The 25,883-nt window shown below is 72.5% G+C and carries 18 protein-coding genes, 3 tRNA genes and 1 pseudogene; 11 read left to right on the top strand and 11 right to left on the bottom strand.

Features of this window, described 5'->3' with window-relative positions; all coding sequences use genetic code 11:
- Nucleotides 1-7 precede the first annotated feature (7 nt).
- Nucleotides 8-358, bottom strand: a complete 351-nt coding sequence (gene nirD, locus ACGFT2_RS19080) for a nitrite reductase small subunit NirD (RefSeq protein ID WP_393279383.1) — start codon at nt 356-358, stop codon at nt 8-10.
- The gene (nirB, locus tag ACGFT2_RS19075) at nt 355-2,973 is read right to left on the bottom strand and encodes a nitrite reductase large subunit NirB (RefSeq protein ID WP_393279381.1); all 2,619 of its coding nucleotides are present in this window, start codon (nt 2,971-2,973) and stop codon (nt 355-357) included. Before nirB ends, nirD begins: the two co-directional genes overlap by 4 nt.
- 335 nt (nt 2,974-3,308) lie before the next feature.
- Here nirB and ACGFT2_RS19070 point away from each other — a divergent pair, with 335 nt between their 5' ends.
- Nucleotides 3,309-4,091 carry a sulfite exporter TauE/SafE family protein gene (locus tag ACGFT2_RS19070; protein ID WP_393279379.1) on the top strand — a complete coding sequence of 261 codons (783 nt, stop codon included), beginning with the start codon at nt 3,309-3,311 and terminating at the stop codon, nt 4,089-4,091.
- Nucleotides 4,092-4,280: 189 nt separating this feature from the next.
- Here ACGFT2_RS19070 and ACGFT2_RS19065 read toward each other — a convergent pair whose 3' ends face one another.
- From ACGFT2_RS19065 to ACGFT2_RS19055, 3 genes are all read right to left on the bottom strand, one after another.
- Nucleotides 4,281-4,904: a class F sortase gene (locus ACGFT2_RS19065; protein ID WP_393279377.1), complete on the bottom strand. Its 624-nt coding sequence runs from the start codon at nt 4,902-4,904 to the stop codon at nt 4,281-4,283.
- A gap of 120 nt (nt 4,905-5,024) precedes the next feature.
- Nucleotides 5,025-5,591 carry a hypothetical protein gene (locus tag ACGFT2_RS19060; protein ID WP_393279375.1) on the bottom strand — a complete coding sequence of 189 codons (567 nt, stop codon included), beginning with the start codon at nt 5,589-5,591 and terminating at the stop codon, nt 5,025-5,027.
- Between the two features lie 645 nt (nt 5,592-6,236).
- Nucleotides 6,237-7,886 carry a M4 family metallopeptidase gene (locus ACGFT2_RS19055; protein ID WP_393279373.1) on the bottom strand — a complete coding sequence of 550 codons (1,650 nt, stop codon included), beginning with the start codon at nt 7,884-7,886 and terminating at the stop codon, nt 6,237-6,239.
- Between the two features lie 139 nt (nt 7,887-8,025).
- Between ACGFT2_RS19055 and ACGFT2_RS19050 the strand changes: the two genes are divergently transcribed.
- Entirely contained in the window at nt 8,026-8,454 is a 429-nt protein-coding gene (locus ACGFT2_RS19050) for a gamma-glutamylcyclotransferase family protein (RefSeq protein WP_393279371.1), read from the top strand.
- 90 nt (nt 8,455-8,544) lie between these two features.
- Here ACGFT2_RS19050 and ACGFT2_RS19045 read toward each other — a convergent pair whose 3' ends face one another.
- Together ACGFT2_RS19045 and ACGFT2_RS19040 are read right to left on the bottom strand one after the other, a co-directional pair.
- Entirely contained in the window at nt 8,545-9,375 is an 831-nt protein-coding gene (locus ACGFT2_RS19045; RefSeq protein ID WP_393279369.1) for an arylamine N-acetyltransferase, read from the bottom strand.
- Between the two features lie 278 nt (nt 9,376-9,653).
- Entirely contained in the window at nt 9,654-10,334 is a 681-nt protein-coding gene (locus ACGFT2_RS19040; RefSeq protein ID WP_393279367.1) for a vancomycin high temperature exclusion protein, read from the bottom strand.
- 160 nt (nt 10,335-10,494) lie between these two features.
- Between ACGFT2_RS19040 and ACGFT2_RS19035 the strand changes: the two genes are divergently transcribed.
- From ACGFT2_RS19035 to ACGFT2_RS19015, 5 genes and pseudogenes are all read left to right on the top strand, one after another.
- A complete protein-coding gene (locus ACGFT2_RS19035; protein ID WP_393279365.1) occupies nt 10,495-11,352 on the top strand; it encodes a sirohydrochlorin chelatase in 858 nt (285 codons plus the stop codon).
- A 298-nt stretch (nt 11,353-11,650) separates the two neighbouring features.
- Complete coding sequence (locus tag ACGFT2_RS19030) at nt 11,651-12,925, top strand: deoxyguanosinetriphosphate triphosphohydrolase (protein WP_393279362.1); 1,275 nt, start codon at nt 11,651-11,653, stop codon at nt 12,923-12,925.
- A 104-nt stretch (nt 12,926-13,029) separates the two neighbouring features.
- Nucleotides 13,030-14,292: an NAD(P)/FAD-dependent oxidoreductase gene (locus ACGFT2_RS19025; protein ID WP_393279360.1), complete on the top strand. Its 1,263-nt coding sequence runs from the start codon at nt 13,030-13,032 to the stop codon at nt 14,290-14,292.
- A gap of 126 nt (nt 14,293-14,418) precedes the next feature.
- Nucleotides 14,419-16,314, top strand: a complete 1,896-nt coding sequence (gene dnaG, locus ACGFT2_RS19020) for a DNA primase (RefSeq protein WP_393279358.1) — start codon at nt 14,419-14,421, stop codon at nt 16,312-16,314.
- Between the two features lie 518 nt (nt 16,315-16,832).
- Nucleotides 16,833-18,114, top strand: a pseudogene (locus ACGFT2_RS19015) (sigma-70 family RNA polymerase sigma factor).
- Between the two features lie 29 nt (nt 18,115-18,143).
- Here ACGFT2_RS19015 and ACGFT2_RS19010 read toward each other — a convergent pair.
- The 4 genes from ACGFT2_RS19010 to ACGFT2_RS18995 form a co-directional block, all read right to left on the bottom strand.
- Nucleotides 18,144-20,072 (bottom strand): ABC transporter ATP-binding protein, encoded by a 1,929-nt coding sequence (locus ACGFT2_RS19010; RefSeq protein WP_393279356.1) that lies wholly within the window; start codon nt 20,070-20,072, stop codon nt 18,144-18,146.
- Nucleotides 20,072-21,805: an ABC transporter ATP-binding protein gene (locus ACGFT2_RS19005; RefSeq protein ID WP_393279354.1), complete on the bottom strand. Its 1,734-nt coding sequence runs from the start codon at nt 21,803-21,805 to the stop codon at nt 20,072-20,074. Before ACGFT2_RS19005 ends, ACGFT2_RS19010 begins: the two co-directional genes overlap by 1 nt.
- 187 nt (nt 21,806-21,992) lie before the next feature.
- Nucleotides 21,993-23,450 carry an FGGY-family carbohydrate kinase gene (locus ACGFT2_RS19000; protein ID WP_393279352.1) on the bottom strand — a complete coding sequence of 486 codons (1,458 nt, stop codon included), beginning with the start codon at nt 23,448-23,450 and terminating at the stop codon, nt 21,993-21,995.
- 63 nt (nt 23,451-23,513) lie between these two features.
- Nucleotides 23,514-23,819, bottom strand: a complete 306-nt coding sequence (locus ACGFT2_RS18995) for a YtxH domain-containing protein (protein ID WP_393279350.1) — start codon at nt 23,817-23,819, stop codon at nt 23,514-23,516.
- A gap of 159 nt (nt 23,820-23,978) precedes the next feature.
- On the opposite strand from ACGFT2_RS18995, the gene ACGFT2_RS18990 reads away from it, so the two are divergent.
- The 4 genes from ACGFT2_RS18990 to ACGFT2_RS18975 all read left to right on the top strand — a co-directional run bounded on the left by ACGFT2_RS18990 (nt 23,979) and on the right by ACGFT2_RS18975 (nt 25,357).
- Nucleotides 23,979-24,051, top strand: a tRNA-Asn gene (locus ACGFT2_RS18990).
- Between the two features lie 6 nt (nt 24,052-24,057).
- Nucleotides 24,058-24,130: transfer RNA gene (locus ACGFT2_RS18985), tRNA-Asn, on the top strand.
- 176 nt (nt 24,131-24,306) lie between these two features.
- Nucleotides 24,307-24,383, top strand: a tRNA-Ile gene (locus ACGFT2_RS18980).
- Between the two features lie 620 nt (nt 24,384-25,003).
- Nucleotides 25,004-25,357, top strand: a complete 354-nt coding sequence (locus ACGFT2_RS18975) for a transposase (protein WP_393280031.1) — start codon at nt 25,004-25,006, stop codon at nt 25,355-25,357.
- Nucleotides 25,358-25,883 lie beyond the last annotated feature (526 nt).

The following is a 25,883-nucleotide window of genomic DNA, read 5'->3' as shown; positions in this document are numbered from 1 at the left end:
GGAGGGGTCAGGCCGTCCGCACCCGGTATGCGGTCACCCGCACCGACTCGTCGTCCAGGCACTGCCCGCCGGCCAGGTCGAACCGCTGCTTCAGCAGGGGCGACGCCACGAACGGGCGGCCCTCGCGGCTGCCGGTCAGGCCTCGGGAGAGGACTGCCGCGCCGGTGAACGGGTCGACGTTGTCGATGGCGTACAGACGGTCGGCGCGGTCACGGAAGACGGCGGCCTGGCGGCCGCCCGGCAACAGGGCGGCCACTCCGCGGCCGGGCGTCAGCGCGCTCAGGCCGCAGACCGTGAACCAGCCTTCGGCCAGCATCAGTTGCACCTTCAGGCCGGTGCGCTCCAGGGTCGTGGTCATCGCTGGGCGGTTCCTTCCAGGACGTCGGCGGGCCGCGTGCCGATGGCCAGCAGCGGCAGGTCGGGCTTGATCTGGTCGCGCTCGGGGACGAAGGCGACGACCGGGTCCGGGGTGCCCGGTGCGTTGACGAAGGACACGAACCGGGCCAGCTTCTCGGGATCGCCGACGGTCTGCGCCCACTCGTCCCGGTAGGCGCCGACGTGCGCCGCCATCAGCGTCTCCAGTTCCGCGCAGATGCCGAGCGAGTCGCGCACCACCACGTCCCGCACGTGGTCCAGGCCGCCCGGGATCCGCTCCAGCCAGGCCGAGGTGCGCTCCAGGCGGTCGGCGGTGCGGATGTAGAACATCAGGAACCGGTCGATCAGCCGGACGAGTTCGGCGTCGGACAGGTCCTGGGCGAGGAGGTCCGCGTGCCGGGGGGTGGCGCCGCCGTTGCCGCCGACGTACAGGTTCCAGCCGCCCGCGGTGGCGATGACCCCGAAGTCCTTGGAGCGGGCCTCGGCGCACTCGCGCGCGCACCCGGAGACCGCCGACTTGAGCTTGTGCGGCGACCGCAGGCCCCGGTATCGCAGCTCCAGGTCGATCGCCATCCGGACGGAGTCCTGCACGCCGTAGCGGCACCAGGTCTGGCCCACACAGGACTTCACCGTGCGCAGCGACTTGCCGTAGGCGTGCCCGGACTCGAAACCGGCGTCCACCAGGCGGGCCCAGATCAACGGCAGCTGCTCCACCCGGGCGCCGAACATGTCGATCCGCTGACCGCCGGTGATCTTCGTATAGAGCCCGAAGTCGCGGGCGATCTCGCCGATCACGATCAGCTTCTCGGGTGCGATCTCGCCGCCCGGGATGCGCGGCACCACCGAGTACGAGCCGTTCTTCTGCAGATTGGCCAGGAAGTGGTCGTTGGTGTCCTGCAGCGCGGCCTGCTCGCCGTCCAGGACGTAGCCGCTCGCCCCGATCGCCGGGGCGAGGGAGGCGATGATCGAGCCGACGGCCGGCTTGCAGACGTCGCAGCCGTCGCCGCCCCGGGTGCCCTCCCGGCCGTAGCGGTCGAGCAGGTCCCGGTAGGAGGTGACGCGCAGGGCGAGGACGATCTCGTACAGCTCCTCGCGGGTCTGCGCGAAGCAGCCGCACAGGCCCTTGTCGACCTCGACCCCGGACGCCTCCAGCTCGGCGGTGACCAGTTGGCCGAGCACCTTCGTGCAACTGCCGCAGCCGGTACCGGCCCTGGTGCACTTCGACACCTCGGGCACGCCGGGGCAGCCGTGCTCGGTCACCGCGGCCCGGATCGTGCCCTTGTCCACGTTGTGGCACGAGCAGATGATCGCCTCGTCCGGCAGGGCGGACGGGCCGAGCCGGGCCCCCGCGTCCGCTCCGGCGGGCAGGACGAGGGACTCGGGGGAGACCGGCGGCACCGAACCGGTCAGCGCGCGCAGCGTGCCGTACGCCTCCGCGTCGCCGACCAGGATGCCGCCGAGCAGCGTGCCGTCACGGGCGACGACCAGCTTCTTGTACAGCCCCGCGCGGGAGTCGGAGTAGACGACGTCCAGGCAGTCCTCGGTGGTGCCGTGCGCGTCGCCGAAGGATGCCACGTCCACACCGAGCAGCTTGAGCTTGGTGGACAGGTCCGCGCCGGTGAAGGACGCCCGCTCGGCGGAGGCGATGGCGGCCGCGGCCGCCGTCGCCTGCTCGTAGCCCGGCGCCACCAGGCCGTAGACCCGGCCGTCCGCGGCCTGCGCGCACTCGCCGATCGCGAACACCCGCGGGTCGGTGACCGTGCGGCACCGTTCGTCCACGGCGATGCCGCCGCGCTCGCCGACCGTCAGGCCGCAGTCCCGGGCCAGCTGGTCGCGCGGCCGTACACCGGCGCTGAACACCACCATGTCGACGGCGAGTTCGGAGCCGTCGGAGAGCTTCATGCCGGTGACCGCGCCGTCCGGGCCGGTGACGACCTCCTGGGTGCCCGTGCCGGTGTGCACGGTCAGGCCCATGTCCTCGACGGTGCGCAGCAGCGCGGCACCGCCGCCCGCGTCGACCTGCACCGGCATCAGGCGCGGCGCGAACTCCACGATGTGCGTGGCCAGTCCGAGCCCGTCCAGGGCGCCCGCCGCCTCCAGGCCCAGCAGGCCGCCACCGACCACGGCCCCGGTCGCCGCCCTCGACCGGGCGTACGCCTCGATCGCGAACAGGTCGTCGATCGTGCGGTAGACGAAGCAGCCCTCGGCGTCCCTGCCGGGCACCGGCGGGACGAACGGATAGGAGCCGGTGGCGAGGACGAGGACGTCGTAGCCCACCGTGAGCCCGCTGCGGGCCGTCACGGTGCGCGCGGCGCGGTCGATGCGCTCGGCCGGGTCGCCCAGGTGCAGCTCGATGCCGTTCGCGGCGATGAACTCCGGGTCCGACAAGGACAGTTCGTCGGGGGTGCGGCCCGCGAAGTACGAGGTCAGCTGCACCCGGTCATACGCCGGACGCGGCTCCTCGCACAGCACGACCACCCGGTGCGTCGCGGTCGTGCCGTGCTCGGCGAGCGCCTCGAGGAAGCGCTGGCCGACCATGCCGTGGCCGACGAGCACGATCGTGGGGCGTGGCCGGTCACGAAGGGCCGTCGTGGACATCAGGAGCCTCCATCGTCGGTGAACAGGTGGAGCGGGCGGAACAGGGGACGTGGGTGGAGCGGGTGGAGCGGGTGGAGAAGGCGGGGCAGGTGGAGAAGGCGGGGCGGAGGGCCGTCGCCGGGGTCATGTCCCCGAGCGTGGGATCCCGACGTTTCCCGGTGGCATCCCTGCTGTTTCCCGCGCGGAACGCTGCGCTCAGCGGGGCCGCGCGGACGGTGTGAGGGTCCCGTGCCGGCGTCCGGGAGGGCTGTGAGGAGGCGCGGACCAGGCCGGAAGCCTCAGAAGCCGCTCAGATGCGTGGACGGCACAACCGTCCGCTCCCTAGGGTCGTGATCATGCCCGACATCTCCCTGACCGTCGTAGCCCTGCTCTGTCTGGCCGCCCTCGCGGCCGGCTGGATCGACGCGGTGGTCGGCGGGGGCGGACTGCTGCTGCTGCCGGCCCTGCTGCTCGGGCTCCCCGCGTCCACTCCGGCCGCGTACGCGCTGGGCACCAACAAGGCGATCGCGATCTGCGGCACCGGCGGCGCCGCGGTGACGTACGCCCGCAAGGCGCCGGTGGAGGTGGGCACGGCCGTACGCATCGGTCTCGCCGCCCTCGCCGGGTCCTCGGCGGGTGCCTTCTTCGCGGCCGGGATGAGCACGGACGTCCTCAAGCCGGTGATCATGGTGGTGCTGCTCGCGGTCGCCGCGTTCGTGATCCTGCGCCCCGCGTTCGGCACGGCTCCCGCCATCGGTCCCGCCACCCGCCGCCGGAAGCTCGCCGCGATCGGCCTGGCCGGTCTGGGCATCGGCTTCTACGACGGCCTGGTCGGACCCGGCACCGGCACCTTCCTGGTCCTCGCGCTGACCGCCGTCCTCCGGCTGGACCTGGTCACCGCGTCCGCCACCGCGAAGATCGTCAACTGCTGCACCAACGCGGGCGCCCTCGCCATGTTCGCCTGGCAGGGCACGGTGCTGTGGCGGTTCGCCGCGCTGCTCGCCCTCTTCAACCTCGCGGGCGGCACCCTCGGCGCGCGCACCGCGCTCAAGCAGGGCAGCGGCTTCGTCCGGATCGTCCTGCTGACGGTCGTCCTCGCGCTGGTGGCGAACCTGGCGTACCAGCAGTGGCTGGCCTGAGAGCGGCGGCCTTCCGCCGTACGGCGGGTTCTGCGCGGGGTACGGGGGTCGCATCCCGGGACACGGCGGCCTCTTCGCGGAAGTCCGGGCCCTCGCCGCCTACGGCCTCACGGAGGGCGCCGGCGGGTTCTCCGCGGAGCACGACGGGTTCCGCCCGGGGGACCGGCGGCCCCTGAGCGGGGATCCGCGCTAGCGGCTGCCCGTCAGGTACGCGAACACCACCACGTTGCCCTGGTAGCCGGTCGACCTGGAGTAGCCGCCCCCGCAGGTGATCACGCGCAGCTCGGGCCGGGAGGCCGCGCCGTACACCTTCTCGTCGGGGAAGTCGCGCGCCGCGTACACCTCCACCGCGTCCACGGTGAACACGGCCACCGACCCGTCCCGGCGGTCCACCTCGATGCGGGCGCCCCGCTTGAGCGCGCCGAGGTCGTAGAAGACGGCGGGACCGTCGGCGTTGTCGACGTGCCCGGCGACGACGGCGGTGCCCGTCTCGCCGGGGATGGTGCCGGCCTCGTACCAGCCGGCGAGGTTCTTCTCCTTGGGGGGCGGCACGTCCAGACTGCCCGAACCGGTGAGGGCCAGACCCATCAGCGGGGCGTTCACCCGGATCGCGGGGATGCGGATCCGGGTGGGCGGCGACGGCGCGAGCGCGGGGGCGCCGAGCCGCTCGCCTCCCGGATCGGGGCGGCCCTCGACGGCCGACGGCTGCGGTGGCGTCCCGGCGCTGCCGCCGAGCAGCCACACCCCCGTACCGAGCGCCGCGACGGTGACCGCGGCTATGGCGGCGTCCTTGAGCCTGGCACTCCTGCGCATCTGAACCCCTCTCCCGGAGGCGGACTGCGAAGGCCCCCGCCCCCTCCGGGCCGCGAGGGGCATCGGACCCGGAGGGGGTGGGACGTGCGGTACCGGCGGACGGACAGCGGAGGGTGTCCGTCAGATCCCGTCGCCTCTCGCCCGGCGATGCAGGAGCCAGGTACCGCCCGCGGCGGCGACGGCCAGAGCCGCCACACCCGCCGCGGTCTGCACGGGGTCGGGACCGAGTGCGCCGCCGACCCCCGTCTTCACACTTCCCCGTGGTTGCAGCTGCTGCCCGAGCGTCGTGGTCAGCGCCACCAGCAGGTCGCCCGTCACCTGCCGGCCGCCCTCGGCGCAGGTGGCGACGATCTCGTACGTCCCCGGCTGCGCGCTCGGCGGTACCCGGAACCGGCCGACGGCCTCCCCCTCGTGCGCGCTGGGCGCCAGCGTGAACGTGCCGGCGCCGACCGCGCTCGCGTCCCCGGTCGCGGAGCCCTTGTCCCCGCACGCGGCGGTGTTCACCGAGACCTGGTCCCCAGGCGACACGGTGGAGGGGTACACCGCCAGGCTGCCGGCGGGGGAGCCGGCCTCGGCCCGCGCGCTGCGGAGGTGGGCCGCCGTGTGGACGGCGTCCCCGGCGTGGGCGGGTCCCCCGACGGCCACGGCGAGCGCGGTACCGGTCAGCAGACGGGCGATGCCTCGCATGGTGCTCCCCAGAGCTTGTCCGACTCGTGCCCTACCGAGATAAGTGGCTTCCGGGCCCGGGCGCTTCCTGAGTGGCCGTCAGAAATGCGGTGAACGGGTGGCGGCCGCGCCCCCCGCACGGGCTAGTGCGCGCGGGGTTCCGGCAGGTCATGGACGGATGCGGGGTAAGTGGGAGGTTGCGGTATGAAAAGCACACGAATGGAGCGGCGGGCACCGGTGAACGGGTGACGAGCCGTCAGCGCCGCCGCCGCCCGCGGCCCCGGCGGTGGCACCGGGGGGCGTCCGTGGCACCCACCCGGTCCCCTCGGCCGTCGGCCCGGCTCCTCGGGCGTCCATCCGGTGTCCTCGGGCGTGCCCAGGTGTCCTCGGTCGTGCCTCGGTGTCCTCGGTCGCCCGTCCGGCGGGCCCGGGTGGCCGATCAGGTGACCGGTCGGGCGCCCCCGGCGTACGCGCCGCATGTACCCGCCAGAGGCCGCGGAGCCCGCGCCCCGTACCCGCGAGAGGCCGGAGTCCGCGCCAAGTACCCGCCAGAGGCCGGAGTCCGCGCCCCGTACCCGCCAGAGGCCGGAGTCCGCGCGCGCCCCCGTGCACGCCGGAGGCCGGTGCCCGCGCCGGGCACCGGCCTCCGGTGTCGTCACCGCCCGGTCAGTTCACGTTCACCGCGCTCCAGGCGGCGGCCACCGCGTTGTACTCCGTGCCTCCCGCGCCGTAGAGGTCCTTCGCGGCGTCGAGGGTCGCCGTCCGCGCCGCCTTGTAGTTCGTCGAGGACGTCATGTAGACCGTCAGCGCCCGGTACCAGATCTTGCCGACCTTGTCCCGGCCGATGCCGGTGACCGTGGAGCCGTTGTACGTCGGCGAGTCGTAGGCGACCCCGTTGATGGTCTTCGCGCCGCTGCCCTCCGCCAGGAGGTACGCGAAGTGGTTGGCGACGCCCGAGGAGTAGTGGACGTCCAGGTTCCCGACCGAGCTGCTCCAGTAGTCCGCGGAACTGCCGTCCCTGGACGGCTTGTCCATGAAGCGCAGGGCCGCCTTGCCGAAGCCGGGCTTCACGATCTGCTCGCCGATGAGGTAGTCACCGGTGTCGGAGGAGTTGTTCGCGTACCACTCCACCATCGTGCCGAGGATGTCGGAGGTGGCCTCGTTCAGCCCGCCGGACTCGCCGGAGTAGGTCAGCGCGGCCGTCTTGGAGGTGACGCCGTGCGACATCTCGTGCCCGGCGACGTCGAGGGCGACCAGCGGGCCGAAGGTGGTCCCGTCACCGTCGCCGTACGTCATGCAGAAGCAGCTGTCGTCCCAGAAGGCGTTGTTGTACTTGTTGCCGTAGTGGACGCGGTTGTACGAGCCCTTGCCGTCACCGGCGATGCCGCTGCGGCCGTGGACGTTCTTGTAGTAGTCCCAGGTCTCGTCGGTGCCGTACTGGGCGTCGACGGCGGCCGAGGCGCGGTCCGCGGTGGTACCCGTGCCCCAGTGGTTGTCGGCGTCCGTGAACAGGGTCGCGGGGGCCCGGCTGATGCAGATGCCGAAGATGCACAGGTCGGTCTTGCCCGCGGCGTCACCGGTGTAGGTGTTGCCCCGCGTCGGGTCCTTGAGCTGGTACGACGACCCGGACTGGGTGGTCTCCAGCGGCACCGTCGAGCTGTAGAGCGACTTGCCGTCTCCGGTGGCCGTCTCGATGCTGTCCCAGGAGTCGATCCGGGCACCGGTGCGGGCGTCGGTCAGCACGGTCCGGGCGACCGGGTTGCCGAGCGAGTCCAGACCGGCGGCGGTGGTCCGCCAGGCCAGCCGCGGCGCGCCGTGCAGGGCGTCGACGACCAGCTCCGGCCTGGCCTTCACCTGCTTCAGCCGCCCGCCGGAGCCGGCGGCCCGCAGCGCGTCCACGGCGAGGGCGGCGGCCTTCGGGCCGGACACCCGCGGGGTGAGGGACGACAGGGCTATCCGGGTCCGGGTGGCGCGGTCGGCACCGCGGTAGCCGCCGTCGGACGCCAGGTGGACGACGAAGTCGCCGCCGAGGACGGGGAGTCCGCGATATGTGCGGTCGTAACGGACGTGCTGGGTGCCGTCCTTGTCCACGATCACGTCCCGGACACCGGTGTCCTCGGCGGACGTGAGGCCCAGGCCGGCGGCGTGGGCGAGCAGCGCCGACGCCGCGTTCTCGATCGCGGTGGCCCGGGTCGGTCTGCCGTCGGCGTGGGCGGCGGGGGAGAGGGTGGCGGCGAGCAGGGTCGCGGTGGTGACCGCGACACCGGCGGCGGCGAGACGACGGGTTCCTCGGGTGTGCTGGCGTATCCGGCTCATCTGTCTCCTCGGGGAGGCGCCGAACTAGGCGTGGGGGTGGCGCTGATGACGACAGTGATTTAAGAGGGCATGACAAGTCATGTCCATAGCGCCTCCATGGAGATGTGTGGCGGGCCTGCGGGGGTACAGAATCGTTTCCGTGATCGCTGAGGACTCCCGGCCGCTGCCCTTCTTCGTCTACGGCACCCTCCGACCCGGTGAGGGCAACCACGATCTGTTCCTGCGCGGCCGGACCGCCGCGGAGGAACCGGGCCGCCTCGAGGACGCCGTGCTGTACGACGGCCCCGGCTATCCCTACGTCGTCGAAGGGCCCGGGGGAGAGGTACGGGGGGAGCTGGTGACCGCCCGGCCGGAGGCGTACGAAAATCTGCTCGCGGACCTGGACCGGCTGGAGGAGTACGCGCCGGGCGACCCCCGCAACCTGTATGTGCGCGTCGCCCGGGACGTCGTACGCGCCGACGGCACCGCCGTCGCGGCCTGGGTCTATCTGGCCGCCCCGCGCGTCGCCGCCCGGCTGCGCTCGGCCGGCACCCGCATCGAGGGCGGCGACTGGCTCACCCGCCGCTGACCGGGGCCCGGCGGCTTCGGCGACCGGCCCACCCGCCGCTGACGCCGGCCGGGGCCCGGCGGCTTCGGCGACCGGCTCTGCGCCGTCGACTCAGCCCAGCAGCTTCAGCCCGTCCGGCGTCTCGATCCCGAACTCCTCGCGCACCACGCGACGCGCCTCCGCCTCGTCCGTCAGCTCACGGGAGGTGACCGTGCCGTCGGCCCGGACCTCGGTCAACAAGCTTGCGTCCAGGGAGAGATGACGCTCGGCGGTGGTCCGCTGCAGATAGGCGCGACGGGTGAACGGCGAACGGGGATTCGTGCCGACGTGCCAGTTGAACACCTCGAAGTCCGCGGCGGCGAACGGCTCCAGCGTGAACGCGTACTGGCTCACCCACTCCCGCGCCGCCGGATCGTACGCCTGCAGCGCCCACAGCTCCAGCGGCCCGTCGTGCTCCAGGACCGTGAACCGGTGCCGGCGCCCGCCGCCCGCGGACTCCACGCCGAGGGCCAGCGGCACCGGCTCCAGCAGCGATCCGACCGCCCCGAAACCGACGTCCGCCAGATACGGCCGGCCGGCGTCCGGCACCTCGACCCGCAGCATCGCGTGCGTACGCGGCCGGCTCTCCGGCGTCCGGGCCCCCAGCACCACCCGCGCCGCCAGTGCGCCCACCCGGAAACCGAGCGCTTCCAGCGCCCGCCACAGCAGGATGTTGTGCTCGTAGCAGTAGCCGCCGCGCCGGCCGTGGATCATCTTGGCGATCAGGTCGGCCGGGTCGAGGGACGGGGCCCTGCCGGACAGGGGGTCCAGGTTCTCGAAGGGCAGAGCGAGGGCGTGCGCCAGATGCACCCCCCGCAGCGTCGCCAGGCCCGGCCTTCGGTCGCCCTCCCACCCGATGCGGCTCAGATAGGCGTCGAGGTCGGACCTCTCGAAGACGGACATACACCGAATCTACGCGAGCCCCGGCCACCGCGGGCTGACGCCTCTTCCCGGCCGCCGCGGGCTCACGCCTCTTCCCGGCCGCCGAGTGCCGGCGTTCTTCCCGGCCGCGGGGTGCGCGCGCCTCTCCCCGGCCGCTCCTCGGGCAGGCCCGCTCGCTCGGCCCCCCCTGCCCCCGGTCCGCTCGGCCCCCCTGCCCCCGGTCCGCTCGGCCGCTCCCCGGTCCGCTCGGCCGCTCCCCGGTCCGCCCGGCCCCGGCCCCGGCCCGGTCCGCTCGGTCGTCACCGGGCCGAGGCCAGCGCGTGCGCCACCCCGGGCTCCTGCGGTCCGAGGAAACGCGGGTCCGGGCGGAACACCGCGTCCAGCGCCGCCTTGCCCGCCGCGAACACCTCGCGGGAGCCGCCGTAGTACCAGGTCGCGTCGTGCTCGTCGTCGACACCGACCCCGTACGAGTCGACCCCGGCCGCCTCGCACAGCGCCACCGCCCGCCTGATGTGGAACCCCTGGCTGATCAGCACCGCCCGGTCGACTCCGAAGATCTTCTTGGCCCGCACGCACGAATCCCAGGTGTCGAAGCCCGCGTAGTCGCCCACGATCCGCCCGTCCGGCACCCCGTGCGCGGTGAGGTAGCCGCGCATCGCGTCGGGCTCGTCGTAGTCCTCGCGGCTGTTGTCCCCCGTGACGAGGACGACCTCGATCCGCCCCTGCCGGTACAGCGTGGCCGCCGCGTCCAGCCGGCGCGCGAGGTACGGCGACGGCTTCCCCCCGTGCCACAGCCCGGCGCCGAACACCACGGCGACCGGCGCCGGGGGCACGTCCGCAGTCGTCCGCAGCCGGTCGGCCGTGGACACGTACAGCCAGGTCGACGGCAGCAGCGCCAGCACGCACCCGGCCATCACGGCCTGCAGCAGCCGTCGTTGCCCGGCACGGGTGCGCGGCAGCCGCGGTCGACGGATCTTCATACGGTCCCCCCGGGGAAACGATCGGTTCCGACCAGGGAGGACGCCGGTGACACCGATCCGGTTTCCCCTCACGCGCCGACCCGGCCCGGAGTGAGGCCGCGGCAAACCTCCGTGACGGTGCCGCAACGGCGGCGCAACCTCGGCCCGTCAGGCTCCTTCCATGACGGCGTCTCATCCTCCCCGCTCCGGGTCCCGCCTCCGCCCGCGCAGCACGGCGCACCTCGTGGAGGGCATCCGCGGGGAACCGGCCGGCCGGCTCCGGCTCGTCCCGCCGCCCGGTCACCATCCGGCCGCGCCCGCCCTCGTCCTGGTCGCCCACGGCAGCCGCGACCCGCGCGCGCTCGCCACCGTACGAGCCCTGCTGGCCCGGGTACGCGAACTGCGCCCCGCCCTCGCCGTCCACCTGGGCCACGTCGAGCTGAACGAGCCGCTGCTCCCGCACACGCTCGCCGCCCTCGGCGACACCCCCGGCATCCTCGTCCCGTTCCTCCTCAACCGCGGCCACCACGTCGATCAGGACATTCCCGCGATGGCGGCCGCCGCACCGGCGCGCACCCGGGTGGCCGCGCCGCTCGGCCCGCACCCGCTCCTCGTGGAGGTCCTGCACGACCGCCTGGCCGAGGCCGGCTGGCAGCCAGGCCCGGACGAGGCCACCCGCCGGACGAGCGCGGTCGTCCTGGCCGCGGCCGGCTCCCGCGTCCCCGACGCGGCGGCCGGCACCCGCCGCACGGCCCGCCTCCTGGCGGACCGCCTGGGCGTCCCGGTGGTCGCCGCGTACGCCTCGGCGGCGGCCCCCACGATCCCGGCCGCGGTGCGTGCGATGGCGGCCCGGGGCAGGGACCGGGTGGCGGTGGCCTCGTACTTCACGGCTCCCGGCCGTTTCGCGACCCAGTGCGCTGAGGCGGCCCCGGGGATCGCGTCGGCCCCGCTGGGAGCCCACGAGGCGATGGCCCGCCTGGTGCTCCGTCGCTACGACCGGGCGAGGGCGAGGGAGAGGGCGGAACTCACCCCGGCCTGAACCGACGCCCGAAGCGATCCGCCCGGACCCGGCCGCCCGATGCACCGCCCAGGGACCCGGCCGCCCGACGCGATCCGCCCGGACCCGGCCGCCCGATGCACCGCCCAGGGACCCGGCCGCCCGACGCGATCCGCCCGGCCCCGGCCGCCCGATGCACCGCCCAGGGACCCGGCCGCCCGACCCGACGCCCACGGACGCGGCCGGCCAGGCCACCCACCCCCCGGCCAACCGACAGAATTCCGTGGGTGACCAGGCCCCCGGTGCCCCGATTGTCACTGCCTGCGCTTACTGTCGAATCATGGAAGGCACCGCACCCTCTTCGGCCTATGACCCGGCGTCAGCCGACCGCTGGGCTCCCGAGCCCGACAAACGGCCGGGCCGCACCGCCTTCCAGCGCGACCGCGCCCGCATCCTGCACAGCTCGGCGCTGCGCCGTCTCGCGGGCAAGACCCAGGTGGTCACCCCGGGCACCCGCAGCCAGGCCTGGGACGCCAGCCCGCGCACCAGGCTCACCCACTCCCTGGAATGCGCCCAGGTCGGGCGGGAGCTGGGCGCGGCCCTCGGCTGTGACCCCGACCTCGTCGAGGCGGCCTGCCTCGCCCACGACCTCGGCCACCCGCCCTTCGGCCACAACGGAGAACAGGCGCTGAACCGCTTCGCCGACGACTGCGGCGGTTTCGAGGGGAACGCCCAGTCCCTCAGGCTCCTCACCCGGATCGAGCCCAAGCGCTTCACCCCGGAGGGCTCCGTCGGCCTCAACCTCACCCGCGCCACCCTCGACGCCGCCACCAAGTACCCCTGGCGGCGCGGCGGCCACCCGTCCGACCCGGCGTCGCCGAAGTTCGGGGTGTACGAGGACGACCGCCCGGTCTTCGACTGGGTCCGCGAGACCGCCCCCGGCACCCGCACCTGCTTCGAGGCCCAGGTCATGGACTGGTCGGACGACGTGGCCTACTCCGTCCACGACGTGGAGGACGGCCTGCACGCCGGCCACATCGACCCCAACTGCCTGCACGCCGAACCGGAACGGCAGGCCGTCTTCGAGGTCGCCGTCGGCCGGTACGTCCCCGCGGACACCGATCCCGACGAACTCGCCGCCGCGCTCGACCGCCTGCAGGACCAGGAGTGGTGGCCGCACGGCTACGACGGCACGGCGGTCGCCCAGGCCCGGCTGAAGGACGCCACCAGCCAGCTCATCGGCCGGTTCTGCCTGGCCGCCGAGGGCGCCACGCGCGCCGCCTACGGCACCGGCCGGCTCACCCGCTACGGCGCCGAACTCGTCGTACCCCACGAGGCCCGCATGGAGTGCGCGGTGCTCAAGGCGGTGGCCGACCGGTACGTGATGCAGCGGGCCGAGCAGGAGCGGCTGCGCGCCGACCAGCGGGTGATCGTCGCGGAACTGGCCGAGGCACTCACCGTCCGCGCGCCCGAGGGCCTGGACCCCCAGTTCCGGGCGCTGTTCGACCGGGCGCCCGACGACCACGCACGCAAGCGGGTGATCGTCGACCAGATCGCGTCGCTCACCGACGCCTCCGCGCGTTCGCTGCACGCGAGACTGACCGGGCATATGTAGGAGGAACGTGACGCGGGGTGGCCTGATCGGGTCACCCCCTCTTCCCGCAACACGCCGCGTGCGGGACGCTCGCACATGGCGGCACCCTTACGAGGAGGCATCAAGTGGTCGACGCGGATCAGACATTCGTCATCGTCGGAGGCGGACTCGCCGGCGCCAAGGCGGCCGAGACGCTCCGTGCGGAGGGCTTCACCGGCCGGGTGATACTGATCTGCGACGAGCGCGACCACCCCTACGAGCGCCCTCCGCTGTCCAAGGGCTACCTGCTCGGCAAGGAGGAGCGCGACAGCGTCTTCGTGCACGAACCCGCCTGGTACGCGCAGAACGACATCGAGCTGCACCTCGGCCAGACCGTGGACCGCATCGACCGCGCGGCGAAGACCGTCCGCTACGGCGACGACGGCACCCTCGTCCGCTACGACAAGCTCCTCCTCGTCACCGGCGCCGAGCCCCGCCGGCTCGACATCCCCGGCACCGGCCTCGCGGGCGTCCACCATCTGCGCCGCCTCGCGCACGCGGAGCGCCTCAAGGGAGTCCTTGCCTCCCTGGGCCGGGACAACGGGCACCTCGTGATCGCGGGCGCCGGCTGGATCGGCCTGGAGGTCGCGGCGGCGGCCCGCGAGTACGGGGCCGAGGTCACGGTGATCGAACCGGCCCCGACCCCGCTGCACGGCGCCCTCGGCCCCGAACTGGGCAACGTCTTCGCCGAGCTGCACCGCGAGCGCGGCGTGCGCTTCCACTTCGGCGTGCAGCTCACCGAGATCATCGGCCAGGACGGCATGGTCCTCGCGGCCCGCACCGACGACGGGGAGGAGCACCCGGCGCACGACGTCCTCGCCGCGATCGGCGCGGCCCCCCGGACCGGCCTCGCCGAGGCGGCCGGCCTGGAGATCGCCGACCGGGCGCACGGCGGCGGCATCGTCGTCGACGAGCGGCTGCGCACCTCCGACCCCGACGTCCACGCCGCCGGCGACGTGGCCTCCTTCCCGCTCGCCCGGTTCGGCACCCGGCTGCGGGTCGAGCACTGGGCGAACGCGCTGAACGGCGGCCCGGCCGCCGCCCGCGCGATGCTGGGCAAGGACGTCACCTACGACCGCGTGCCGTACTTCTTCACCGACCAGTACGACCTGGGCATGGAGTACAGCGGCTGGGCGCCGCCGGGCTCCTACGACGAGGTGGTGATCCGGGGCGACGCGGGCAAGCGCGAGTTCATCGCCTTCTGGGTGAAGGAAGGGCGCGTACTGGCCGGGATGAACGTGAACGTGTGGGATGTCACAGAGCACATCCAGCGGCTGATCCGGGCCGCGGCGCCGGTGGACCTGGAGGCGCTGGCCGATCCGCACCTGCCGCTGGAGTCGCTCGCCTAGGCCCCTGCCGCCCCCGGCCGCCGTCCGGCGGCCGGGACCCGCGGTCGCCCGCGCGGTCCCCGGCGCCCCTTCCGGGGCGCCGCACGCGTCCCAGGTGTGTCGGTCCGCCCCCGTAGAATTCACGCCGTGGCAGGACGGATCAACGACGAGGACGTGAAGGCGGTACGGGACGCGGTCCCGATCGACGCCGTGGTCTCCGAGTACCTCCAGCTGCGCAACGCGGGCGGCGGAAACCTCAAGGGCCTGTGCCCGTTCCACGACGAGAAATCGCCGTCCTTCCAGGTCAGCCCGAGCAAGGGACTCTTCCACTGCTTCGGCTGCCAGGAGGGCGGGGACACCATCACCTTCGTGATGAAGGTGGACCACCTCTCCTTCTCGGAGGCGGTCGAGCGCCTCGCCGCCCAGGCCGGCATCACCCTGCGCTACGAGGAGGGCGGGTACAACCCGGCCCACCAGCGCGGCGAGCGCATCCGACTGGTCGAGGCGCACAAGATCGCCGCCCAGTGGTACGCCGAACAGCTCGCCACCGCCCCCGAGGCCGAGACCGGCCGGATCTTCCTCGCCGAGCGCGGCTTCGACCAGGCCGCCGCGGTCCACTTCGGCGTCGGCTACAGCCCCCAGGGCTGGGATCACCTCACCCGCTATCTGCGCGGCAAGGGCTTCACCGACAAGGAGCTGATCCTCTCCGGGCTCTCCCAGGACGGCCGCCGCGGCCCCATCGACCGGTTCCGGGGCCGGCTGATGTGGCCCATCCGGGACATCGGCGGCGAGGTCGTCGGCTTCGGCGCCCGCAAGCTGTACGAGGCGGACAACGGCCCGAAGTACCTCAACACCCCCGACACGGCGATCTACCGCAAGAGCCAGGTGCTGTACGGCATCGACCTGGCGAAGAAGGAGATCGCCAAGTCCAGCCGGGCCGTCGTCGTCGAGGGCTACACCGACGTCATGGCCTGCCATCTGGCCGGCGTGACGACGGCCATCGCGACCTGTGGCACGGCCTTCGGCGGCGAGCACATCAAGATCCTGCGCCGGCTGCTCATGGACAACGGCTCGGCCCGGGTGATCTTCACTTTCGACGGCGACGCGGCCGGGCAGAAGGCCGCCCTGCGTGCCTTCGAGGACGACCAGAAGTTCGCCGCCGAGACGTACATCGCGATCGCGCCCGACGGCATGGACCCCTGCGAGCTGCGGCTGGCCAAGGGCGACGAGGCCGTCGCCGACCTGGCGGAACCGCGCACCCCGCTCTTCGAGTTCGCGCTCCGCCAGATCGTGCTGCGCTACGACCTCGACACCCCGGCCGGCCGTGCCGCCGCCCTGGACGAGGCCGCCCCGATCGTCGCCCGTATCAAGAACAGCGGCGCCCAGCACGAGGTCGCCGTGGAACTCGCGGGCATGCTCGGCATCCTCGACACCCAGTTCGTGGTCCGGCGCGTGGCCCAGCTGGCCCGCTGGGCGCGCGAGCGCGGCGGCAAGGGACCGGCCCCCACGGGCGCCCAGCGGTACGAGTCAGCCGCCCGGCCCGCCACCGGCGGCCCCGCGCTCCAGCTCCGCAATCCCGTGTACGCCACCGAGCGGGAACTCCTCAAGCTCGCCCTGCAGCGCCCCGAACTGGTCTCCCCGGCCTTCGACGCGTACGGCGTCGACGAGTTCACCGCCGCCCCCTACGCGGCCGTGCGCCAGGCCATCCTGGACGCGGGCGGCGCCGAGCGCGGCGTCCAGGACGCCCAGGAGTACCTGGTCCGCGTCCGCGAGGCGGCCCCCGACGACGCCGTCCGCGCCATGGTCACGGAGCTGGCCGTGGAGGCGATCATGCGCAGGACGGTCGACGAGAACTACGCGGGCGAGCAGCTGGTGACCGTCCGCCGCCGTGCCGTGGAGCGTCGCGTCCGCGAGATCCAGATCACCGTCCGGCGCCTGGAGGCGGGCGGCGACCCGGCCCAGCTGGCCGCGGCGGGGAACGAACTGTGGGTCCTGCAGCAGTACGACCAGGCGCTGAAGACGCGCGGCGCCGCCGCCCTCTGACGCCCCCTCGGACGCCGGCGTCACCGCCCGCACCAGCCGCCCGGCGAACTCCCGCTCACGCTCCGCGAACTGCGGGAACGCGAACTGCGGGATCGCGAACCGCGGGATCGCGAACCGCGGGTACGCGAACCGCGGGTACTCGACGACGAGTGGTGCCGTGCGCCGAACCCCGTCCCGCGCCGAGAAGCGGACCTCGCCGCCACGGCCCGGGGCGCCCGCGCCGACTCCTCGGTGCAGGACGCCGAGCCGGCGAGGGTGGGCATCGGCCGCCGTCGCATCCGGCCGCGGGCCGGCACGATGTGCGTCGGCTCCGGCCCGGCCGGGTCCGCCCGGCCGCGCAGCCGCTCCGCCTCGTGGGAGCCGGCGCAACCGACGGTCACATGGGTTTCGTACACAAGTCCGGGGACCCGGAGATCGGCCCAGATCAGGGCCGTACGGGGCGCCCGGTTTTCCGGCTCCGGTGAGCAGCCGGTCACGGTCCGGACGCAAAAAGTCACCGCACGCCCCTCGTGGCGGGGATGCGTCGTACTCCACACTGGGGGCGGTGCCCGAGTCCTCGGAGCGCAGGCCGTCGACTCTCCACTCCCTCAGTGCCGCTGCCGCACACCCTCAGCAGCGATCATCCTGGAGGTCGCCCCCGTGCAGACCCAGACCCGCACCCAGACCGACAGCGCCACCGGTACCACCGCGGACGAGCCGGACGCGGAGCCGGACGTCCTCGTGGCCGTGCCCCCGCAGAGCCGCGGCGCTCTGCACCCGGAGGCGGGGCCCGCCGAGCAGGCGGAACCCCCGGCCGAGGCACTCGTCGAGGAGCCCCCGGAAGCCGACGAGCCGCTGGAGCCCGCAGAGCCCGTCGCCGCACCGTCCGCCGCCCGGGCCGAGACCGGCGGGCCCTCCGCCGACCTGTTCCGCCAGTACCTGCGCGAGATCGGCCGCATCCCGTTGCTCACCGCGGCCGAGGAGGTCGACCTCGCCCGCCGGGTCGAGGCCGGCCTGTTCGCCGAGGAGAAGCTGAGCACCACCCCGGACCTGGACAGCCGGCTGGCGGAGGACCTGGACCGGCTCGTGGTCCTTGGCCGGATGGCCAAGCGCCGGCTGATCGAGGCCAACCTGCGGCTCGTGGTCTCCGTCGCCAAGCGGTACGTCGGCCGCGGCCTGACCATGCTCGACCTGGTTCAGGAGGGCAACCTCGGGCTGATCCGCGCGGTGGAGAAGTTCGACTACGCGCGCGGCTACAAGTTCTCCACCTACGCCACCTGGTGGATCCGCCAGGCCATGTCCCGGGCCCTGGCCGACCAGGCCCGCACCATCCGCGTCCCGGTCCACGTCGTGGAGCTGATCAACCGGGTCGTCCGCGTCCAGCGCCGCATGCTCCAGGAGCGGGGCTGCGAGCCGACCTCCGAAGAGGTGGCCGCGCACCTGGACCTGCCGCCGGAGCGGGTCGGCGAGGTGCTGCGCCTCGCGCAGGAGCCGGTGTCGCTGCACGCCCCGGTCGGCGAGGAGGACGACGTGGCCCTCGGTGACCTCATCGAGGACGGCGACGCGGCGAGCCCCATGGAGTCCGCCGCGTTCCTGCTGCTCAGGCAGCACCTGGAGGCGGTCCTGAGCACGCTGGGCGAGCGTGAGCGCAAGGTCGTCCAGCTCCGCTACGGCCTCATCGACGGCCGCCCCCGCACCCTGGAGGAGATAGGCCGCCTGTTCGGTGTGACCCGCGAACGGATACGGCAGATCGAGTCCAAGACCCTGAACAAACTCCGGGACCACGCCTTCGCCGACCAGCTGCGGGGTTACCTGGACTGAGCGGGGGCCGCAGCTGCGGCCCCCGCCGGCTAGTCCACCTCGGCCACGGCCTGCGCGAACTGCGCCTGGTACAGCCGGGCGTACGCGCCGTCCGCGGCCAGCAGCTCCGCGTGCGCGCCCTGTTCGACGATGGACCCGTTCTCCATCACGAGGATCGTGTCCGCGTCCCGGATCGTCGACAGCCGGTGCGCGATCACGAACGACGTCCGCCCCGCGGCGAGCTTGGCCATCGCCTTCTGGATCAGCACCTCGGTGCGGGTGTCCACCGAACTCGTCGCCTCGTCCAGCACCAGGATCACCGGGTCGGACAGGAACGCCCGCGCGATGGTGATCAGCTGCTTCTCACCGGCGCTGACCCCCGTGCCCTCGTCGTCGATGACGGTGTCGTACCCGTCGGGCAGGGTGCGCACGAACCGGTCGGCGTGCGCGGCCCGCGCCGCATCCTCGATCTCTCCCCGGGTGACCTCCCGCGCGGCGCCGTACGCGATGTTCTCCGCGATGGTGCCGCCGAACAGCCAGGTGTCCTGGAGCACCATGCCGATGCCGGACCGCAGTTCGTCCCGGGACATCCTCCCGATGTCCACGCCGTCCAGCGTGATGCGCCCGCCGGAGACGTCGTAGAACCGCATCAGCAGGTTGACCAGCGTGGTCTTGCCCGCGCCGGTCGGGCCGACGATCGCGACCGTGTGGCCCGGCTCCACGGTGAGCGACAGGTCCTCGATCAGCGGCTTGTCCGGGTCGTACCGGAACGACACGTGCTCCAGGCGCACCCGCCCGGTCAGCTCCTGCGGGCGCTCGCCCGGTACCGGGTCCGCCTGCTGCTCCTCGGCGTCCAGGAGCTCGAAGATCCGCTCGGCGGAGGCGACACCGGACTGCACCAGGTTGGCCATCGACGCGACCTGCGTCAGTGGCATCGAGAACTGCCGCGAGTACTGGATGAACGCCTGGACGTCGCCGATGGACAGGGCACCGGACGCGACCCTCAGGCCACCGACGACCGCCACCAGCACGTAGTTGAGGTTCGAGACGAACATCATCAGCGGCTGCATCACACCGCTGTTGAACTGCGCCCTGAACCCCGCCTCGTACAGCGCGTCGTTCTGCTCGGCGAACTGCTTCGCCGACTCGTCCTGCCGCCCGAACACCTTCACCAGGGTGTGCCCGGTGTACATCTCCTCCACATGGGCGTTGAGCTTGCCCGTGGTGCGCCACTGCTGCACGAAGTGCGGCTGCGACCGCTTGCCGATCCGGGTCGCCACCACGAACGACAGCGGCACGGTGGCGAGGGCGACCAGCGCGAGGATCCAGGAGACCCAGAACATCATCGCGAGCACGCCGACGATGGTCAGCATCGAGTTGATCAGCTGGCCCATCGACTGCTGGAGCGTCTGCCCGATGTTGTCGATGTCGTTGGTGGCGCGGGAGAGCACCTCGCCACGCTGCCGCTTGTCGAAGTACGACAGCGGCAGCCGCGACAGCTTCCCCTGCACGTCCTCGCGCAGCCGGTACATCGTCCGGTTCACGGCCCGGTTGGTCAGCCTGGTCGCGACGGCCATCAGCAGGCCGGCAGCCAGGAACGTACCGAGCGCGACCAGCAGGACGTTCCCCACGGCGTGGAAGTCGATGCCCTGGCCGGGAGTGAAGTCGGTGCCCTTGAGCATGTCCGCGACCTGGCCCTGGCCGCGCTCGTGCATCGACCGGAGCACCTGCTCCTTGCTGGCCCCGGCCGGCATCTGCCGGCCGATGATGCCGGCGAAGACCAGGTCGGTGGCCTTGCCCAGGATCTTCGGGCCGACCACGCTCAGGCCGACGCTGACGACCGTGCACAGCAGCAGGCCGTAGATGGTGGCCCGTTCGGGCCTGAACTGGGCGACGAGCCGTCTGCCCGACCCCTTGAAGTCCATCGAGCGCTGGTCGGGGCCGCCCCCGGCCATCATGCGTCCCATGGGCCCGGCCATCAGGCGGCCTCCGCTTCCGTCAGCTGGGAGAGCACGATCTCCCGGTAGGTCTCGTTGGACGCCATCAGCTCGTGGTGCCGGCCGGAGCCGACGACCCGGCCCTCGTCCAGCACGATGATCCGGTCGGCGTCCCGGATGGTCGCCACCCGCTGGGCGACGATGACGACGGTCGCCTCGGCGGTCTCCGCGGTGAGCGCGCCGCGCAGCGCGGCGTCCGTGGCGTAGTCGAGCGCGGAGAAGGAGTCGTCGAAGAGGTAGATCTCCGGGCGCTGCACCAGCGTGCGGGCGATCGCCAGGCGCTGGCGCTGACCACCCGAGACGTTGGTGCCGCCCTGCGCGACGAGCGCGTCCAGGCCGCCCTCCAGCCGGCTCACGAAGTCCTTGGCCTGCGCCACCTCCAGCGCGTGCCACAGCTCCTCGTCGGTGGCGTCCGGATTTCCGTAGCGCAGGTTGGTGGCGACCGTGCCCGCGAACAGGTACGGCTTCTGCGGCACGAGCCCGACCGTGCGGGCCAGCAGCTTCGGCTCGACGTCCTGCACGTCCACGCCGTCGACCAGCACCGCGCCCTCGGTGGCGTCGAACAGCCGGGGGACGAGCCCGAGCAGCGTCGACTTCCCGCTGCCGGTGGAGCCGATCACGGCCGTCGTCTCGCCCGGCCGGGCCGTCAGGTCGATGCCCTTCAGCACCGGCTCCTCGGCACCCGGATAGCGGAAGCCCGCGCCCCGGATCTCCAGCAGGCCGTGCCGGCGCAGCTCGGTGACCGGTGCCACCGGCGGCACCACGCTGGAGTCGGTCGTCAGGACCTCCTGGATGCGTTCGGCACACACCTCGGCCCGCGGCACCATCATGAACATGAAGGTGGCCATCATCACGGACATGACGATCTGCATCAGATAGGCGAGGAACGCCGTGAGGTCGCCGATCGCCATCTCCCCGCTGTCGATGCGGTGCGCGCCGAACCACACCACCGCGATCGACGAGACGTTCACCACCGTCATGACCATGGGGAACATCAGCGCGAGCATCCGGCCGGTGGCCAGCTGCATGTCGGTCAGCTCGCCGTTGGCCCGCCCGAAGCGGCCCTGCTCGTACTCGTCGCGGACGAAGGCGCGGATCACCCGGTTGCCGGTGATCTGCTCGCGCAGCACCCGGTTCACCGTGTCGAGCCGGACCTGCATGGTCCGGAACAGCGGCCGCAGCCGGCGCACGATCAGCGTCACGCAGATGCCGAGCACCGGGACCACCGCGATGAGCACCGCGGACAGCGGCACGTCCAGCCCGAGGGCGAGGACGATGCCGCCGACACACATGATGGGCGCCGACACCATCAGCGTGAACGTCATCAGGGCCAGCATCTGGACCTGCTGTACGTCGTTCGTCGTACGGGTGATGAGCGAGGGTGCCCCGAAGTGACCCACCTCACGGGCGGAGAAGGACTGCACCCGGTCGAAGACCGCGCCGCGCACGTCCCGGCCGAGTGCCGAGGCGGTACGGGCGCCGTAGTACACGGCACCGATGTTGCAGACCACCTGCACCAGCGAGATGCCGATCATGAGGGCGCCGAAGGACAGGATGTAACCCGTGTCCCCCTTCACGACGCCCTTGTCGATGATGTCCGCGTTCAGGGTGGGCAGGTAGAGGGTGGCGCAGGTCTGCAGGAACTGCAGCAGCACCAGGAGAGCGATGGGTTTCCTGTAGGGCCTGATATAGGTCCGCAGAAGTCGTATGAGCACGCTGGGTCTCTCGGAGTCGGCGGTGGGGGCGGGGTGTGCCCCTGGCCCCTATCGTCGAACACTGCACCCGCGTTACCTCAACCGATTTACCGGAGGGCCGCGCGGATACCGCCTCACGGGTGGCACGGCCGCCGGGAACCGTCCCGCGGCCCTGCGGCCGTAACCTCCCCCGCCCCGTTCCGGAGCCCTACAGCTGGAACGCCCCGGGGTGGGTCTGCTCCCGTACCGCCGTGAACTGCTGCCGCACCGCCTGGCCGACGGCCAGCTCGTCGCCCGGCTCCAGCACCTGTGCCGCCGCACCCCGCCAGGCCGGCGGGGTGCGCGGGTCGAGTGTGCCCTGCGACACACCGAGCGCCCAGGCGGCCTGCCGGGCGGCGCCGATCGCCGCGTAGTCAGCGGGCTGCGGCACGACGACCTGCACGCCGAACAGCGAGGGCGCCACCGCCTGCGCGGCGGGCAGCTCGGCGGCCGGCCCGAGCAGGAAGATCCGCCGCACCTCCACGCCCCGCCCGCGCAGCACGTCCAGCGCGTCGGCGAGCCCGCACAGCATGCCCTCGAACGCGGCCCGGGCCAGATGCTCGGGCTTCATCGACTCGCGGCGCAGCCCCGCGAGCGTCCCCGCGGTGTGCGGCAGATTCGGCGTGCGCTCGCCCTCCAGGTAGGGGAGCAGCACCAGCCCGTGCGAGCCGGGCGTCGACTTCATGGCCAGGTCGGACAGGCTCTCCAGATCCGGCAGGCCGAGGAGTTCGGCGGTGCCGCGCAGGGCCCGTACGGCGTTCAGGGTGGTGACGACCGGCAGGTGCATGCCGGTGGCGTCGGCGAGAGAGGTGATCATCCCGGACTGGTCGGCGAGCGCCTCCCGGTGCACGGCCATCACGGACCCGGACGCCCCGAGGGAGACGACGGCGTCCCCGAGCCCGATCCCGAGGCCGAACGCGGCGGACATGGTCTCCCCGGTGCCGGCGGAGATCAGCAGCCCCTCGGGGGTGGTTCCGGCCGCGTCCGCCGGGCCGATCACCTCGGGCAGCATCGCCTGGTGGCCGAGTGCCAGCTCGACCAGGTCGGGCCGGTAGCCGCCGCTGGCCGCGGACCAGTACCCGGTGCCCGAGGCGCCGCCGCGATCGGTGGTCCGCTGCACGGGCCGCCCGAGCAACTGCCAGACCAGCCAGTCGTGGGCCTGCAGCAGTACGGCCGTGCGCAGCGCGTTCTCCGGCTCGGTCTTGGCGAGCCAGCGCAGCTTGGTGACCGGCTGGGCGGCCTGCGGAACGCAGCCGACCGCCTGCGCCCAGGCCTCCCTGCCGCCCAGCGCGTCGACCAGGTCGGCCGCCGCCACCTGGGCCCGCTTGTCGCCGCCGACCAGCGCCGGGCGCACGGTGTTGCCCTGGGCGTCCAGCGGCACGAGCGCGTTCTGCTGGGCGGAGACGCCGATCGCCTGCACGCCCTCCAGCAGTCCGCCCCCGGCCGCCTCGCCCAGGGACAGCAGCCAGGCCTGCGGATCGACGTCACTGGGCCGGCCGCTCCCGCCGTCCGGCGCCTCGACCGGATGCGGGGCGTACCCCTGCCTGAGCACGGCGCCCGTGTCCGTGTCGCAGACGACGATGCGCGTGAAATCGGGCGAGCTGTCCAACCCGGCGACTATCCCCATACCGAGGATTTTGCCGTACCGCCGAGGCTGCTTCGGCCGAGGGCGTCCCACGGCGGGCCACCGCTAGGTGTTGCTCGTGCCCCAGTCGTCCTCCGCCGTGCCGTTGATGTTGCGCTCGCGCAGGGAGCGGACCCGCTGGGCCACCGAGGCCGGGACGCGGTCTCCGACCTTGTCGCTGACCGTGTGGAAGGCCTTGCCGGCGTAGACGCGGCCCTGCTGGGCGGCGCTCTCCGCGGTGTTGCGGACGGCCGGGTTCTGCGCGATCTGCTGAGCGGACTTCTTCAGCTGCTCGTAGCGCTCGCGTCCGGCCCTCGTGCCGAGTACGTAACCGAGGGCCAGTCCGGCGACGAATGTGAGCCGGTAGCGCATGGCTGCCACCCTTCCCTTGCGTAGGTCTCTGGTGCGGCGTCGGCGCGGGGGGATACCGATTGGCGGAGCACCCCCCTGCTTGCGCTAATGTATGTGTCGCAGCGAGCGCCCGCCCCCTGGCGAATACCCGGGTAGGTACGTTCGATGCAATCGAGGCGATCCTCCGTAGCTCAATTGGCAGAGCAGCCGGCTGTTAACCGGCAGGTTACTGGTTCGAGTCCAGTCGGGGGAGCTTCGGTCCTCCGTAGCTCAATTGGCAGAGCAGCCGGCTGTTAACCGGCAGGTTACTGGTTCGAGTCCAGTCGGGGGAGCACGCTGAACGAGGACCCCTCCGGGGTCCTTTTTCATGTCCGGGGGAACCGTCGCGCCTGCGGTGATGTCCTCAAGGTCATGAGCAGCGCGGAAGCCGACCATCCGAAGCAGGAGATCGTATGAGCGGCTATGCTGCGGCAGACGGCGCGCACACATGTACGCGACACGCCGCTATGGGGCGGTAGCTCAGCCGGTTAGAGCAGCGGACTCATAATCCGTCGGCCGTGGGTTCGAGTCCCACCCGCCCCACCATGCAGGTCTGTGACCTGCCGACGTCTCAGCAGGGGCACGGATTCAGGACTTTGGGCCAACGGACTGAATCCGCCGCTCGTGAGTCCAACGGCGCCTGAAGCTCCTGGGTTCAGGATGCGTTGACCTGGGCGGATGCGTGGGTCCGTGGTCCAGGGGAGCCGTAGTCGTCTATCTGCGCGGGGTTTGGACGCACAAGTTGGGACGCTGAGGGGACGCAGGGAATGGGAAGAGTCGTCTGTGGGCCCACTTGCACCGCCCTCCGACCCTGACGGGCGGGGTCGACGGGCGGCTTGGCAGGAGAGCGAGTCACCTTGATCGTTCGGGGCTGCGGCCGTCGGGGACGGGGGAAAACGGCTCGTACCGCAAATGGCCCGAGGAATCCCCCGTGTGCAAGGGGGTAGCTCACAGACCGTGGCTGCTCTGAAACTGCGAGTGTAGGTGGGGCGAGACCGGGGCAGGGGTGCCCCCTAGGTCTGCCAGACGACGGCCCGGGCAGGCTGAGGTTCGTTGAAGGTCTCCGTTCCGGAGCATCGCGAAGAGCACGTCGGCTCGTCGTCTCGCGATGCAGAGGAGGGCTTGATCGTGGTGCTTGACCTGGGCGGGAGAACAACCGCGTGACCATGCTCGCAGAACAGGTCGACGGCATCATCGGCGTCGACACCCGCCGCGACACCCTCGCCGCTGCGGCCGTCAGCCCCATCGGTGCGGTCCTGTCCAGCACCGATGCCCCGGCAAACGCTCGGGGTTACCGCCGCCTGCTCGACTTCGCCCGCCAGCAGATCGCCGGCCGCCGGAGCTGGGCGCTCGAGGTTATCGGCAGCTACGGCGCCGGCCTGGCCACCTTCCTCGACCAGGCTGGCGAGCGTGTCGCGGAGGTCTGCCGCCGCAAGCGGCCCGCTGTCCGTGGCGGCCGCAAGACCGACATGATCGACGCCATCCGAGCGCCAGGAAAGCACTCTCCACCGAGCACCTGATCCAGCCCCGGCTCCGCGGCGAACGGGAGGCTCTCCGTGCCCTGCTCGCTACCCGCCACGGCGCGGTTCTCGCCTCCACCGCCGCGATCAAACAGCTCCAAGCCCTGATCGTGTCCGCACCCGACGACCTCCGCGCATCAAGCTGCGGAAACTCAAGTGTCCGGCCCAGGTCGCGCGTTGCGCCCAACTACGCGACCGCCCGGCACACGGCATCGTGACCAGGATGACCAGTTGGCACCAGGCAGCCTTCACGAACTGCGTGGATGCCAAGTGGTTCCAGTAACCGGCATTGCCTTTGCATTACCCAGGCATGATCTCTCCTTGAACTCACCGCCATAGAGTCGGAGACCGCACCTGCGAACAGGGGTTCATCGATGGGCGACGGCAAGGTCCCCGGCAAGGTCCTGGACATCAAGGCGGCGGCACCTGCCCTCCACCCAGGGGCCATCGATCTGAGCGAGGCGCTGACCACCCTCATCCAGACCCTCGACGGTCTGGGCGAGCCCCTGGGGCCACGACGAGCAGG

Origin of the sequence: Streptomyces sp. NPDC048514 (assembly GCF_043199955.1) — a bacterium.
GTDB lineage: Bacteria > Actinomycetota > Actinomycetes > Streptomycetales > Streptomycetaceae > Streptomyces.
The sequence above is the reverse complement of the archived record's forward strand: the minus strand, read 5'-3'. Positions and strand labels throughout refer to the sequence as shown.